At 67.9% G+C, this 14,080-nt stretch carries 13 protein-coding genes and 1 riboswitch; of the genes, 5 read left to right on the plus strand and 8 right to left on the minus strand.

From position 1 onward, the window contains the following. The first annotated feature begins 46 nt into the window (after window positions 1-46). The gene (locus QO207_RS05705; protein ID WP_301531544.1) at window positions 47-235 is read left to right on the plus strand and encodes a hypothetical protein; all 189 of its coding nucleotides are present in this window, start codon (window positions 47-49) and stop codon (window positions 233-235) included. Window positions 236-435: 200 nt separating this feature from the next. On the opposite strand, the gene QO207_RS05710 is transcribed toward QO207_RS05705, so the two are convergent. The 7 genes from QO207_RS05710 to cobG all read right to left on the minus strand — a co-directional run bounded on the left by QO207_RS05710 (window position 436) and on the right by cobG (window position 9,119). Then, window positions 436-2,880, minus strand: a complete 2,445-nt coding sequence (locus tag QO207_RS05710) for a TonB-dependent siderophore receptor (protein WP_301531545.1) — start codon at window positions 2,878-2,880, stop codon at window positions 436-438. 177 nt (window positions 2,881-3,057) lie between these two features. Continuing rightward, window positions 3,058-4,032 carry a FecR domain-containing protein gene (locus QO207_RS05715; RefSeq protein ID WP_301531546.1) on the minus strand — a complete coding sequence of 325 codons (975 nt, stop codon included), beginning with the start codon at window positions 4,030-4,032 and terminating at the stop codon, window positions 3,058-3,060. Beyond that, window positions 4,029-4,526 carry a sigma-70 family RNA polymerase sigma factor gene (locus QO207_RS05720; RefSeq protein WP_301531547.1) on the minus strand — a complete coding sequence of 166 codons (498 nt, stop codon included), beginning with the start codon at window positions 4,524-4,526 and terminating at the stop codon, window positions 4,029-4,031. The genes QO207_RS05715 and QO207_RS05720 overlap by 4 nt, the downstream gene beginning before the upstream one ends. 226 nt (window positions 4,527-4,752) lie before the next feature. After that, the gene (cobJ, locus tag QO207_RS05725; protein WP_301531548.1) at window positions 4,753-6,414 is read right to left on the minus strand and encodes a precorrin-3B C(17)-methyltransferase; all 1,662 of its coding nucleotides are present in this window, start codon (window positions 6,412-6,414) and stop codon (window positions 4,753-4,755) included. Then, complete coding sequence (locus QO207_RS05730) at window positions 6,414-7,154, minus strand: precorrin-2 C(20)-methyltransferase (RefSeq protein ID WP_301531549.1); 741 nt, start codon at window positions 7,152-7,154, stop codon at window positions 6,414-6,416. The genes cobJ and QO207_RS05730 overlap by 1 nt, the downstream gene beginning before the upstream one ends. Beyond that, window positions 7,154-7,780, minus strand: coding sequence for a precorrin-8X methylmutase (locus tag QO207_RS05735; RefSeq protein ID WP_301531550.1), 627 nt, complete (start codon window positions 7,778-7,780; stop codon window positions 7,154-7,156). Before QO207_RS05735 ends, QO207_RS05730 begins: the two co-directional genes overlap by 1 nt. After that, window positions 7,773-9,119: a precorrin-3B synthase gene (cobG, locus tag QO207_RS05740; protein ID WP_301531551.1), complete on the minus strand. Its 1,347-nt coding sequence runs from the start codon at window positions 9,117-9,119 to the stop codon at window positions 7,773-7,775. The genes QO207_RS05735 and cobG overlap by 8 nt, the downstream gene beginning before the upstream one ends. Window positions 9,120-9,207: 88 nt before the next feature. Continuing rightward, window positions 9,208-9,448: riboswitch (cobalamin riboswitch) on the minus strand. Window positions 9,449-9,516: 68 nt separating this feature from the next. On the opposite strand from cobG, the gene cbiE reads away from it, so the two are divergent. The 4 genes from cbiE to QO207_RS05760 all read left to right on the plus strand — a co-directional run bounded on the left by cbiE (window position 9,517) and on the right by QO207_RS05760 (window position 13,313). Beyond that, window positions 9,517-10,728, plus strand: coding sequence for a precorrin-6y C5,15-methyltransferase (decarboxylating) subunit CbiE (cbiE, locus tag QO207_RS05745; protein ID WP_301531552.1), 1,212 nt, complete (start codon window positions 9,517-9,519; stop codon window positions 10,726-10,728). Between the two features lie 2 nt (window positions 10,729-10,730). Beyond that, on the plus strand, window positions 10,731-11,828 hold the full coding sequence (locus tag QO207_RS05750; protein WP_301531553.1) for a cobalt-precorrin-5B (C(1))-methyltransferase: 1,098 nt from the start codon (window positions 10,731-10,733) through the stop codon (window positions 11,826-11,828). Continuing rightward, the gene (locus QO207_RS05755; protein WP_301531554.1) at window positions 11,825-12,553 is read left to right on the plus strand and encodes a cobalt-precorrin-6A reductase; all 729 of its coding nucleotides are present in this window, start codon (window positions 11,825-11,827) and stop codon (window positions 12,551-12,553) included. The genes QO207_RS05750 and QO207_RS05755 overlap by 4 nt, the downstream gene beginning before the upstream one ends. 136 nt (window positions 12,554-12,689) lie before the next feature. Beyond that, window positions 12,690-13,313: a glutathione S-transferase family protein gene (locus tag QO207_RS05760; protein WP_301531555.1), complete on the plus strand. Its 624-nt coding sequence runs from the start codon at window positions 12,690-12,692 to the stop codon at window positions 13,311-13,313. Window positions 13,314-13,324: 11 nt separating this feature from the next. Here the strand turns inward: QO207_RS05760 and QO207_RS05765 are convergent, their stop codons facing one another. Beyond that, the gene (locus QO207_RS05765) at window positions 13,325-14,050 is read right to left on the minus strand and encodes an NYN domain-containing protein (RefSeq protein WP_301531556.1); all 726 of its coding nucleotides are present in this window, start codon (window positions 14,048-14,050) and stop codon (window positions 13,325-13,327) included. Window positions 14,051-14,080: the final 30 nt, after the last annotated feature.

Raw genomic sequence — 14,080 nt, forward strand, 5'->3', positions numbered from 1 at the left:
ATTCTGGAATTGCCTTGATGTACGGCAAAACCGGAGAAGAAAAGACATGAGCATTACAGTGACCGAGCGTGACGACGACCATAAATCCCGCGAGTTCCGCGCCCATGGCGGGCGTTGCTGGGATGTGCACCAGGAAGGCCAGCTGGTCGGCATCTTCCATACCGAAGGCGAGGCGCAGGCCTACCGTGTTTCCCTGGAGCTGGAGGCGCGCTACCGCCACGCGGCGGACTTCTAATACGAGAAAGCCCCGTGGCGACGGCCGCGCCACGGGGCTTTTCAGTTTGGATTGTCGGTAGGGCGAATAACCTGGAACAGGTTATCCGCCGGCCTCTTTTGCGGCGGATAACGCTGGCGCGTTATGCGCCCTACGTAGCTTTCGGCAAGTCTGTTCGCGAGCAAGCTCGCTCCTACGAAAAAGCGCTGTCCGGATGGCGATCAGAACTGGTAGTTCACCGTCGCGGTGACGTTGCGCTTCTCGCCGAAGTAGCAGAAGTCCAGGCTGTAGCAGGACGCCACGTAGTCCTTGTCCAGCAGGTTGTTGGCGTTGAGGCTGACGTCCAGGCCCTTCAGGCCGACGCGGGACAGGTCGTAGCCGATGCGGGCATCCACCAGGGTGTAGTCCGGCACGCGCAGGGTATTTTCCTTGTCCGCCCAGGTCTCGCCGACGTAGCGGGCGCCACCGCCGAGTGTCAGGCCGTCCAGCGGGCCGGCGTTGAAGCCGTAGTCGGCCCACAGCGAGGCCATGTGCTTGGGCGCCTGGTTCGGGGTATGGCCTTGGTTGCCGTCCAGCGACTTGGTGTAGGTGATGTCGGTGTAGGTGTAGCTGCCGAGCACCTTGAGGTTGTCGGTGACCTGGGTGTGGGCTTCCAGCTCCAGGCCCTGGGAGCGCACTTCACCCACGGAGGTGTAGAAGTTGTCCTGCGGTTCCTTCGAGGCGACGTTCTCCTGGGTGATGTGGAAGATCGACGCGGTGTACAGGCTGCGGCTGCCCTCGGGCTGGAACTTCAGGCCGGCTTCCCACTGCTTGCCCTCGGTCGGCTCCAGCGGCGTGCCGGACTGGTCGGAGTAGGCGTTGGGGTTGAACGACTCGGAGTAGCTGATGTACGGCGCGATGCCGTTGTCGAAGAGGTACAGCGCGCCGATGCGGCCGGTGAATTTCTTCCAGTCGTCGTCGGCCTTGCTGCCGCTGCTGCGGTTCTTGTCCTCGACCGTCACCCAGTCCTCGCGCATGCCCAGGGAGAAGCGCCAGTTGTCGATGTCGATCAGGTCCTGCAGGTAGACGCCGGTCTGTTCCAGGCGACGGGTGTGGTTGTCGTCGGGGTAGTAGCTGATGGCGTCGTTGCCGTAGTGCGGGTCGAACGCGTCCAGCGGCTGCGCCGAGCCGGAGCGCCAGTCCACGGTGGTGCGGCGGCGCTGGTAGTCGAGGCCCATCAGCAGGGTGTGTTTCGCCGCGCCGGTATCGAACTCGGCCTGCGCCATGTTATCCACGATGTACGCCTGCAGGTGCTCGCGGGCGCCGGAGAAGTAGCGGTTCAGGGTGTTCTCGTCCGGCGCGGTCCAGCCGTAGGCATAGACCTGCGAGAGATCGACGTCGGAATCCAGGTAGCGGAAGTTCTGCCGCGCGGTCCAGACGTCGTCGAAGCGGTGCTCCAGCTGGTAGCCGAACATGCGCTGGGTGCGGTCGAAGTCGTCCTTGCTCGGCTCGCCGTCGAAGAACTCGCGGGAGATCTTCTGGCCGTTGTGGTGGAACAGTGCGCCGTCCGCCGGCACGCCGCCGTGGTAGCCGCCGTTCGGGTCGTGCTGCAGGTAGCCCTGCAGGGTCAGGGTGGTGTCGTCGGTGAAGTCGATGGCCAGGGTCGGGGCGATGGCGTAGCGCTCTTCCTTGACGTGGTCGAACTGGGTGTCCGAACCCTTGCCGAGGCCGACCAGGCGGTAGGCGATGCGCTTCTCCTCATCCAGCGGACCGCTGAAGTCGAAGCCCATTTCCTTCTGGCCCATGTTGCCGACGGTGCCGGTGATCTGGTGGTAGTCCTCGTACAGCGGCTTCTTGCTGGTCAGCGCCACCAGGCCGCCGGGCAGGCTGCGGCCGTAGAGCACCGAGGACGGGCCCTTGAGCACGTCGATGCGTTCAAGGAAGTACGGGTCGATCTGCATCGAGCTGAAAGTGCCGCTGTCGCCCATGGCCTTCAGGCCGTCGAGGTAGATGTTGTCCACGCTGTTGTCGGCGAAGCCGCGCATCACCACGTAGTCGTAGCGGTTCGAGGCACCGACCTGGCCGGTGAAGATACCGGGGGTGTAGCGCATGGCTTGCTGCACGGTCTTGGAGGCGGTGTCGTCGATCTGCTCGCGGGTGATCACCGAGACGCTCTGGCTGGTTTCCAGCAGGGACTTGGAAGTCTTGGTGGCGATCTGGCTGTGAGTCGCCAGGTAGCCGTCTTCCTCGCCCAGCGCGTTGCCGAGGGCGAACACGTCGCTGGACGGCATGGCCAGCACGTCGCTCGGCGCGGCCGCGCGCAGCACGTAGTTGCCGTCGCCCTGGTCCAGGGCTTCCAGCGGAGTGTCCACCAGCAGGCGCGACAGGCCCTGGTCCACCGAGTAGGTGCCGTTCAGCCCGGCCGAGTTCAGGCCCCGGGTCTGCTCCGGTGTGGCCGACAGGGTGATGCCGGCCTCGCGGGCGAAGCTGTTCAGCACCTCGCCCAGGGGCCCGGCGGGAATCGCGTAGGCGCGGCTGCTGGTAATGGCGGCGGCGTCAGCAGCAAAGGCGCTCAGCGGCAGGCTGGCTCCCAGGCTGGCGCACAGCAGCGCGCCGCGCACGGCATGGGCCAGCCGGCTGGCACGGGGCAGGGCGGGGGAGGGCTTCGGGGCGTGGGCGGCTGGCATGCGGGGGCTTCCGTGGGCAGGGGAAATGATCGGGTTATTCCTCCTTGCCGGACCGGGCGGCGAAACCCGACAAAAATAATTCTCGTTTGAGAAATAAAACTGTTTGGCGCTGATTTGGAGGAGCGGGCCACGCCCGCGATTGCACCCATGGGGCGCTCCTACAGGTGGATACGGCCGTCAGCCTCGGGCGCTCACCGTCACCCACCAGTCCGTGCGCTTCTCCACCCGCACCGGCAAGGTCTGCGGCAGCAGGGCCAGCAGCTTGTCGGTGTCGTCCAGGCGGAACACGCCGGAGAGGCGCAGGTCAGCCACGCTGGCATCGCAATGCAGGTGGCCGTGACGATAGCGGCCGATCTCGGCGAGGAAGTCCGCCAGGCGCATGTCGCGGGTGACGATCAGGCCGTCGGCCCAGGCGGCGCTGTCCATGTTGCCAGGCTCGGCCAGCAGCGCGCTGTCGCCGTTGATCTCGTAGCTCTGCCCGGCTTCGGCGATGGCGGTGGTCTGGCCGCGTACGCGCGGGGCGATGGCCACCGAACCGTCCTCGACGCTCAGACGCGTGGAGCGTTCGTCCTGGCGCAGCACGAAGCGGGTGCCCAGGGCTTCGAACAGGCCATCGCGGTTGCGCACCCGTAACGGGCGCGTGGCGTCCCTGGCGGTGCTGACGAGAATCTCGCCGCGCTCCAGTACCAGCAGGCGCTGGCGCGGATCGAAGCGCACGTTCACTGCGCTGTCGGTGTTCAGCTGCAGCAGGCTGCCGTCGGCCAGGGTGAAGCGCTGGCGCTCGCCGGTGGCAGTGCGGTAGTCAGCCATCCAGCTTTGCCAGGGCGCGACGTCGCGGGCCAGCCATAGCGCAGAGGCGCCGATGGCGAAGGTCGAGAGCAGCTTGAGCGCCTGGCGCCGCTGCAGGCGCTGGCTGGTGTTCTCCAGCGTCTCCAGCGCCACGCGGGCGCCGGGCACGGCCTGGTAGCCGGCGGCCAGTTCGCTGTTCAACGCCTGCACCCGCAGCCAGGCGGTTTCGTTCTCGGGGCTGGCCTGGCGCCAATGCTCGCAGGCACTGAGCAATTCGGGATCGGCATTGCCGCTCAGGCGCAGGGTCCACTGGATCGCCTGCTTCACCACCCGCGGATCGGGCGTGGCGCTGGCGCCGCTCACTCGGCGTACCGCAGCTGGTAGCAGTGGAACAGCGCTTCAGCGATGTAACGCTCCACCGAGCGCACCGAGACGCCCAGTTCTTCGGCGATCCGCGCATGGGGCATGCCTTCGCACTGGGCCAGCAGGAACGCGCTGCGCACCTTCGGCTTGAGGCCGTCGAGCAGGCGGGCGATGTTCTCAAGCAACTGCAGGATGGTGTGCCGCTCTTCCGCCGAAGGCACCTGCGCTTCCGGCAGATGGGCGATGGAGTCGAGGTAGGCGCGCTCCAGCTCCTGGCGGCGCCAGTGGTCGATCACCAGGCCACGGGCGACGGTACGCAGGAAGGCACGCGGGGTGTGCAGTTCGACGCGCTCGGGTCTGAGCAACACGCGCAGGAAGGTGTCCTGGGCCAGGTCGGCGGCATCGGCGGCATTGCCCAGCCGGCCGCGAAGCCAGTTGTGCAGCCAGCCGTGATGGTCGCTGTAGAGCGACTGGACGTCGAAGGTCGAGGACATGGGCGCGCGAAGCTTGCAAATGATAATTTATCGCATTTTCAACAAGGCGATGGCCATTTGCAAGATATGTCTGAAGCTCCGGTGTTTCCTGTAGGAGCGGGCCATGCCCGCGATCACGCCCATGGGGCGTTCCTACAGGTCGCTCGGTTCGTCGGATGGATATCGCTTCGCTCCACGCCATCCGACGTCGGCATTCGCAGGCGATTCCGGCGTGAGAATTGTCTGGTCAGCGATACCAGCGCGGCGTGTACACCCAGTCACCGCCGCCGGCACGGGGGAAGCGCCGGGTCAGGGACGAGCCGATGATCACCAGGGTGCGCATGTCGACCATCTCCGGCACCAGCTCGCCAAGGGTGACGACGCGCAGCGCTTCCGCCGGGCGGCCGATGTCGCGGCCGAGCACCACCAGGGTTTCCGGTGTGCGGTGGCGGCGGACGATCTCCAGCGCGCGCCCGAGCTGCCAGGGGCGGGCCCTGGAGATCGGGTTGTAGAAGGCCATGGCCAGGTCGGCGGCGCCGGCATGGTCCAGGCGCTTCTCGATGGTTTCCCAGGGCTTGAGGTTGTCCGACAGGGAAATCAGACAGAAATCATGCCCCAGCGGCGCGCCGGCCTTGGCGGCGGCGGCCAGCGCGGCGGAAACCCCCGGCAGCACCTCCAGCTCCACACCATGCCAGTGTGGGTCGCTGCTTTCGTGCAGGGCCTCCATCACGGCGGCGGCCATGGCGAACACGCCAGGGTCGCCAGAGGAAATCACCACCACGCGGCGGCCGCTCGCGGCCAGTTCGAAGGCGTGGCGGGCGCGCTGCATTTCCTCGCGATTGTCGGTGCAGTGGCGCACCTGGTCGTCGCGCAGCGGTTCGGCCATCTTCACGTAGGTCTCGTAGCCGAGCAGGTCCTGGGCTTCGTCCAGCGCGTGGCGCACGGCGGGGATCATGAAGTCGCTCGCGCCGGGGCCCAGACCGATCACGCTGAGTCGCCCGCGCGGGCGGCCTATGCCTTCGGCTTCAGCTGGCGTGGCGGCGCGGTGCAGGTGGAAGGAGTCGCCATGCAGCACCGCCGCCGGCAGCTCGTCATCGCTGTGGATAAATCGCAGCGGCACACCTAGTTCACGGGCGGCCTCTGCGAGTGCCGGATCGGCCATGCGGCAGCGCGGTGCTACCAGCGCGGCCAGCGATGCGGCGGCCAGTCCGGCCTGCGCCAGGCCCTGGCGGATGCGCTCGGGCAGTTGCGAGTCCACCAGCGTGATGTGGGCGAGGACGATGCGCGGATGGATGCGCAGTTCGTTCTGCGCGATGCCCTCGGCACGGGCGTCGATGCGCAGAGTGTGCGCGGCATCATCGGCCAGCGGCAGGTCCAGTTTGTCCAGCCAGGGCGCGTCGCCTTCGATGCGCAGGGTATCGCCGCCCAGCAGGTCGGAGACGAAGCGCTTGCCCTGTTCGATGTCCGCCAGCGCATAGCCCGGCGGCGGGTCGAGCAGGCAGGCGCCGAAACGCAGTTCGCCACTGGTGGTGATGGCGGGTGCCACCTCCAGTGCGGCGGCCAGCTCGCGGGCGATGCGGTTCACCCCGCCCAGCCCGCCGAGCAGCGGCACCACGGCGCTGCCGTCTTCGGCGATGGCCAGCACCGGCGGCTCCGCGCCCTTGTCTGCCATTGAGGGGACCAGCAGCGGGGCGAGGGTGCGGATGACGATGCCGGCGGCGCACAGGGCGATGATCGGGGTGTCGTCGCGGTAGAGCTGGCGCAGGGTGTCGCCGAAGTTCGCGTAGGACTCATCGGCGCCTTCGACGCGGTCCTTCAGACCCAGCACGCGCGCCTGTGGATAAATCCCCTGCAGGCGTCGCGCCGTGACCAGCGCACCCTGGCCGAGAATGACGATGGCAGCGCGCATCAGCCGTTCCACCGCTGGCCGGGGATGACGATCATCGAGAAGTACGGCGAGGCCATCGGATCGACCTCGTCCAGTGCGACGATGCGCTGCTCGCGCATGGTCGCGCGCTCGACGTAGTGGGCGCCGCCGTCACGACCCAGCTCGCGCAGCACGCGGCGGACCTTGTCGAAGTTGCGGCCGAGCTTCATCACCACCGCCGCATCGGCGTCGGCCAGGCGGCGCTTGAGTTCGTCCTCCGGCAGCACACCCGAGAGCACCGAAAGGCTCTGATTGCGGTACACCAGCGGCACGCCGAGCACCGCCGCGCTGCCGAGCATCGAGCAGACGCCGGGTACGACTTCGGTGTCGTAGCGGTGCGCAAGACGGTCATGCAGGTACATGTAGGAGCCGTAGAAGAACGGGTCGCCCTCGCAGATCACTGCCACATCACGGCCGGCATCCAGGTGCATCGCCACCTGCTCGGCAGCGGTGTCGTAGAAGTCGCTGATCACGCCTTCGTAGGTCAGCGGCGGCTCCAGCTTTTCGGTGGTCACCGGGTAGACCAGCGGCAGGCGCTGCTGCTCATCGAGCAGGTGCTGCTCGATGATGGCGAAGGCGTTGCCGCCCTGGCCGGCGTGGTGCTTGGCCTTGGCCACGAAGTAGCCGATCACCGGGGATGCGCGCAGCAGGCGCAGGGCCTTGAGGGTCAGCAGTTCCGGGTCGCCGGGGCCGACGCCCAGGCCGATGAGGCGGCCGGTCATCACTCCACCTCCGTGGCCAGGGCGTTCACCGCGGCGGCGGCCATCGCGCTGCCGCCACGGCGGCCGCGGACGATCACGTAGGGCACGCCACGGCTGTCGGCGGCGAGGGCGTCCTTGGATTCCATGGCGCCGACGAAGCCCACCGGGAAGCCGAGGATCAGCGCCGGTTTCGGTGCGCCGGCATCGAGCATTTCCAGCAGGTAGAAGAGCGCGGTCGGCGCGTTGCCGATCACCACCACGCTGCCTTCCAGGTGCTCGCGCCAGTGCTCCAGCGCCACCGCCGAGCGGGTGTTGCCCAGCTCGCGGGCAAGCTCCGGGACATCTGCATTGTTGAGCGTGCAGATCACCTCGTTGTTCGCCGGCAGGCGAGCGCGGGTGATGCCCTCGGCGACCATCCGCGCATCGCAGAGGATCGGCGCGCCAGCGGCCAGCGCGGCACGGCCGATGGCCCCGGCGCCGGCGGAGAAGCGCAGGTCCTGCACGACGTCGACCATGCCGCAGGCGTGGATCACCCGCACGGCGAGTTTCTCGAGATCGGCGGGGATGCCGGACAGGTCGGCTTCGGCGCGGATGGTGGCAAACGACTGGCGGTAGATCGCCTGGCCGTCGCGGATGTAATCAAGCATCAGTGGAGACTCCGGGTGCGGCCAGCAGGTCGCCGGCGGCATCGAGGGAAAGGTTGCGCGCCAGCGGCTGGCCGAAGCCGGCCACGCCATCGGCGCGACGGAACAGGTCATAGCGGCCGTCGGCGACGGCCAGCAGGGTGTAGGGGGCGATGTGGGCGGCGGCGCAGGAACGCGGACAGCCGCACAGATGCACGCCGGCCGGCGGCGCGTGGCGCAGGCGTTCGGCCAGAGGCAGGGCATCTGCCTTGGTGTCGGCCAGCCCGCGCGCGCACCCGCTGGAACCGCTGCACGCGACCAGGCGCGAAAGCGGCTGCGCGGCGTCGATCACCAGACCGAGGTTGGCCAGCGCGCCGAGCACGACGGCGGCATCGGTTTGTGCCACATCAGGGAAGATCAGACTCTGCCAGGGCGTCAGACGCAGCTGTCCGCCGCTGAAGCGCTCGGCGAGATCGGCTAGGCCGAACAACGTGGCGCTGTCCAGGCGTCCGAGGACGAATCCTGCACCGACCATGGCGCGTTCCGGCTGGCGCTGGGGATGAATCCCGAGATGGCCGAAAGCCTGTGGTGCAGGACGTCGCCAGTTATCCACAACCGCCCCGTGTTGCAGCGGGAAGGGCAGGCGTTGCTGCAGGCGCTCCAGCAGCACTTCATCGCGAAGCATCTCGCGCAGGTGGCGCATGCGTGTCTGGCCGTCGCCGGCGAGGTCGAGGAACAGGTGCAGCAGGGTTTCCACCAGCAGCGGTACCTGCTCGGCGGACACGGCGGCAAGGGCGGGGCGATCGGTCTCGCGTTGCGGCGGGCAGCCGGCCAGGCCGAAGGCGAACCGTGGCGTCGCTTCGTCGGACATGGCTGACAGCCAGAGGTCGTTGGGGTGCTCCAGCATCGCCAGTGCTTCGCCGGCGTCCAGCTGGATGCCGAACTTGGGTGACAGGTCGTGGAAGCGTGGGGTGCGTTCCAGCAGCTCGAGCAACTGGCGCGCCAGCGAGCCCGCATCGAAAGCACTGCCAGTGCCCAGGCCCATTGCCGGGCTGACCAGCAGGTTGCGCACGTCATCCGACGCCAGTTCGCGCGGGCCGAGGCCGGCGGCCAGCAGTTCCCGGCTCAGCGCATTTTCGGCACCGGCATGCACGCCGCGAATCTGCAGATTGGCGCGGTTGGTCGCTTCCAGCACGCCGTCGGCATGCCGTTCGGCAGCCATCGCGATGGCGCGCGCGGCGCGGGCGTCGAGTTGCCCACAGGGCAGCTTGATGCGGCAGATGCCGCCATCGCGGGAGGCCACGATGCGCAGCAGGCCGGGGCAGGCATGCGGGCGAACGGGCAGGGCTGAGGAGTCTTGCACGGAGGTCACCAGGGCTGGGTCGCGGTGACCTGCGAATCCCCCAGAAAGGGGATTTCACGACACCGATACACCCCGCTCGATGTCTGCACGCGCGACTGGTTTCGTCGGCAGGTCTCCTGGCTGGCAGGTCCTCATCCAGCGCGGCCTTCCCGGTTGCCCAGTGGCCTGGCCGGCGGCACGGAACCTCGTTCTCGTGTCGCCGCATTGCGCGGACTCGCTGCTTACAGTTGCGGGGGCAGCCACGGCTTAACCGTGTTCCCTCTTCGGCTCTGAGAAACCTCACCGTAAAAGGCGAAGCGTCCTACGAGCACCGACGAAGCGGGTATTATGCCTGCTTTGCCCGAGGTCAGGAAAAGCCTGCCCGTCGGATCGATCGTCGCACCCCTGAGGACATTTCATGACGCCCTGGCTGACCATCGTCGGCATCGGCGAGGACGGCTATGCCGGCCTCGGCAAGGCCGCACGCCGCGCACTGCTCGCCGCCAGCGAAGTGATTGGCGCGCCACGCCAGCTGGAGCTGCTGCCGCACTGCCTGGGCGCCCGGCGCCAGGCCTGGCCGAGCCCGTTCAGCCTGGAGCCGGTACTGCGCCGCCGTGGTGAGCCGACCTGCGTACTGGCCAGCGGTGACCCGATGCTGTTCGGCGTCGGCGCGAGCCTTGCCCGGCAGATTCCGTCCGAGGAAATGCTCGTGCTTTCCGCGCCGTCGTCCGCCTCGCTCGCGGCGGCACGAATGGGCTGGGCGTTGCAGGACTGCACGCTGCTGTCGCTGGTGGCGCGCCCATTGGCCGCCCTCAATGCGCAGATCCACGACGGCGCGAAGCTGCTGGTCCTCAGCAACGATGGCAGCAGCCCGGTCGCCATTGCTGCGTTGCTGCGCGAGCGGGGCTTCGGCGCGAGTCGCCTCAGCGTGCTGGAGCACCTGGGCGGCGAGGCGGAGCGCCGTATCGACGGGCTCGCCAGCGACTGGTCGCCGAGCGAGACCGCCGCGCTGAATCTCGTTGCGGTGCACTGCGTGGCGGGTGCCGACGCCGTTCGCCTGCCCCTGACCATCGGCCTGCCGGACGATGCCTACCGCCATGACGGCCAGCTGACCAAGCGCGACGTGCGCGCCGTGACGCTGGCGCGGCTGGCGCCGAAGCCTGGCGAGCTGCTGTGGGACGTCGGCGCCGGCTGTGGCTCCATCGGTATCGAGTGGATGCGCGCGCATCCGAGCTGCCGCACGCTGGCCATCGAAGCCAACGACGGGCGCCAGGAACACATCCGCTTCAACCGCGACGCCCTCGGCGTGCCGGCGCTGCAACTGGTCTGCGGCGCCGCGCCGGAAGCCTTGCAGGGGCTGGAGCGCCCCGACGCGATCTTCATCGGCGGCGGCGTGACCCTGCCCGGCGTGTTCGAGCAATGCTGGGAGCAACTCAAGCCCGGCGGCCGACTGATGGCCAACGCCGTTACCCTGCAGAGCGAGTCCATGCTGCTGAGCTGGCGCGCCCGCATCGGCGGCGAGCTGACCCGCTTGTCGGTGTCCCAGGCCCAGCCGCTGGGCGGCTTCGATACCTGGCGCGCGGCGTTGCCGATCACCCTGCTGGAAGTGCGCAAGCCCCTGGCCGACTGACGATGCGCGAAGAGACCTCCGAGGAACCCCGCCCGCTGCGCAGTGGCTACACCACCGGCAGCTGCGCCACCGCCACCAGTCTGGCGGCGGCGCGCCTGCTGCTCACCGGCGAAGCGCTGGACGCCGCGCAGATCGCCCTGCCGAAAGAGCGCCGCGCGACCCTGCGCCTGGAGTTCTGCCGGCTCACCGCTGAAGGCGCCGAAGCCGGCACGCTGAAGGATGCCGGCGATGACCCGGACGTGACCCACGGTGCGCTGGTCTTCGCCCGCGTAGCGCTGAGCGACGAGCCCGGCGTGCGCTTCCACGCGGGGGAGGGCGTCGGCACTGTCACCAAGCCGGGGCTGGTGCTCGCGGTGGGCGAGCCGGCGATCAACCCGGTACCGCGACAGATGATGCAGGGCAACCTCGCTGCGCTGGCGGCCGAGTGCGGCTATGCCGGCGGCTTCGATGTCACCATCAATATCGAGCGTGGCGCCGAGCTCGCGCTCAAGACCATGAACCCGCGCCTGGGCATCCTTGGCGGCCTGTCGATCCTCGGCACTACCGGCATCGTCCGGCCGTTTTCCTGCTCGGCGTACATCGCCTCGATCCAGCAGGGCATCGACGTCGCCCGCGCCAACGGCTTTCGCCACCTGGCGGCGTGCACCGGCAACGCCAGCGAGGACGCCATGCGCCGTCGTTACGGCTTCGACGACACCGCGCTGATCGAGATGGGCGACTTTGCCGGCGCCGCGCTCAAGCACCTGCGCAAGGTGCCGGTGGAGCGCTTCAGCGTCTGCGGCGGCTTCGGCAAGATCAGCAAGCTCGCCGCCGGCCACATGGACCTGCACAGCCGCCACTCCAGCATCGACCTGCCGCAGCTGGCCGAGTGGGCAGCGGACATTGGCGCGACGGCGGATCTGCAACAACGCATGCGCGAGGCCAACACCAGCCAGCAGGCGCTAGCGCTGTGCCGCGCCGAGGGCATCGCTCTCGGGGATGCTGTCTGCGCCCGCGCGCTGGCCTTCGCCCGGCGCATCGTGCCCCCTGAAGTGACGCTGGAAGTCTTCGCCATCGACCGCCAGGGCAACCTGGTGGGCGAGGCGCTGGAGGTGCGATGAAACGTGTATTGCTGCTGGGCGGCATCGGCGAGGCACTGGCCATCGCACGCCGTCTCGGTCCGCAACACCTGTACAGCCTCGCCGGCCTCGGCAAGGTGCCGGATGACCTCGCCTGTGAAGTTCGGGTGGGTGGTTACGGCGGCGCCGAAGGCCTTGCGCAGTTCATCCGCGAACGCGGTTTCGACCTGTTGCTCGACGCCACCCATCCCTACGCCGCGCAGATCAGCGCCAATGCAGCCCGCGCCGCGCAATTGGCTGGCGTGCCCTGCTGGGCGTTGCGTCGTCCCGGTTGGCAGGCAGGTATCGATGATGACTGGCGCGAGGTGGCCGGCTGGCCGGAACTGATCGCGGCGCTGGAGCCATTCGGGAATCCGCTGTTCACGATGGGCCGTGAGCCGCTGGAACATCTCGAAGAAATCCCCGCCCACCAGCACTGGACCGTCCGCTGCCTGCAAAGCCTGCCCGGCAACGCGCGAGCCGACGTGCTCGGCGCGCGCGGGCCGTTCACCCTGGAGGGCGAGCGCGAGCTGTTCACCCGCCTGGGCACCGACGTGCTGGTCAGCAAGAACAGCGGCAGCCAGGCCACCGAACCGAAGTTGCAGGTCGCCCGCGAGCGCGGTGTGCCGGTGCTGATCCTGGCGCGTCCGGCGCTGCCCGAAGTGGACCGCGAGTTCGCCAGTATCGACTCGCTCTGGCAGGCGCTGGAGCCCCTCGCAGCCGATTGACGGAACGTCCTGTGTAGCCGCTGTTCATAGCTTCGTAGCGCTTTGCGGGCAAGCTCGCGATTGCGTCAAGAACGCGCTTCTCCGCCGTCTTGCCAGGCTCTATGCTGAGCCCCGGTTTTCACAGGGAGTGACCACCATGCTGCGAATCCTCGGCCGCGCTTCATCGATCAACGTGCGCAAGGTGCTCTGGACCTGCGCCGAACTGAACCTGCCCTACGAACGGGAAGACTGGGGTACGGGCTTTCGCTCCACCGCCTCGGCGGAGTTCATCGCGCTCAACCCCAATGCCATGGTGCCGGTCCTGGTCGACGGCGACTTCGTGCTCTGGGAATCCAACGCCATCTGCAGCTATCTCTCCACCCAGTACCCGCAGGGCGAACTGCTACCCAGCGCACCCCGCGAGCGCGCGCTGGTGGAGCAGTGGATGGGCTGGCAGGCCACCGAATTGAACAACGCCTGGCGCTACGCGTTCATGGCCAGGGTGCGCAACAGCCCGAGCCACACCGATGCCTCCGCCATCGCCCTGAGCGAGGCGCAGTGGAACCACTGCATGGCCCTGCTGGATCGACAGCTGGCGCACACCGGCGCGTTCGTTACCGGCGCCTGCTTCAGCCTCGCCGACGTGGTGCTCGGCCTGTCTGTGAACCGCTGGTATCTGACGCCCATGCAGCGCCCGGAGCTCCCGGCCGTGGCGGCTTACTACGAGCGGCTCAGCGAGCGGCCGGGATTTTTGTTGCATGGGCGCAATGGGGAGCCTTGAGGTTCGCTCGATCAGGCTGTCGGGCTGGGGAGGGATACCTTTCTGGGCGTTGGTTTCGGGCAGGTGGAGCGCAATCCGTCGATGTGTTCCATGAGGCCATCGGGGATGGATTGCCACATCGGGTCGAGGACAAAGTCGATACCCTCGCGCCGCGCCATCTTGGCCGCTGGAACGAAGTCGGCGTCGCCGGCGAACAGGACTATCTGATCCACCTGCTGTTTGAAGGCCAGTGACGCGACGTCGATGCCGATGCGCATATCGACGCCTTTCTGCTTGGTGTCTATGCGCACGTCGTCTTCCGTGAGGTCAGCAATCTGCAGCTGCCCGCGCAGCAGCAGGGCAATCCTGTCCGGCTTGATCGTCCAGCGGACGTCCTTGGAAAGATGCCCCAGGCGCAGGGCGAGTTTTCGTTTGCTGCGCAGGCGCTTATGCAGTTCGACTCGGAAGGTGGCTTCTCGCGATTTGGAGAAATCGATGGCCAGCTTGCTGATCGGATTGTGGTGCTTGAGCAGCAGTGGCGGGCAATCGTAGAAGAAAATCCGGTAAAGCTCGCGGCGGGGGCGGCTGTCCGGGCGAGGCGTGCCGCTTTGTGCCGGACGCATCGACGGGAGGAGGWGCGCGGTCGCCCAGCGGTGCACCAGGTCAGCGGCGCGCTCGGCGTCGTAGGCGTTATCCGGTTCGATCTGGCGGAAGCGTTTGATGAAATAGGCCCCGTCCACAAGGATCGCAGTCGACATCCCCGGCCTCCTGAAAGCAAAACGCCCAAG

This window comes from Pseudomonas sp. CAN1, from assembly GCF_030462585.1.
Classification (GTDB): Bacteria; Pseudomonadota; Gammaproteobacteria; order Pseudomonadales; family Pseudomonadaceae; genus Pseudomonas.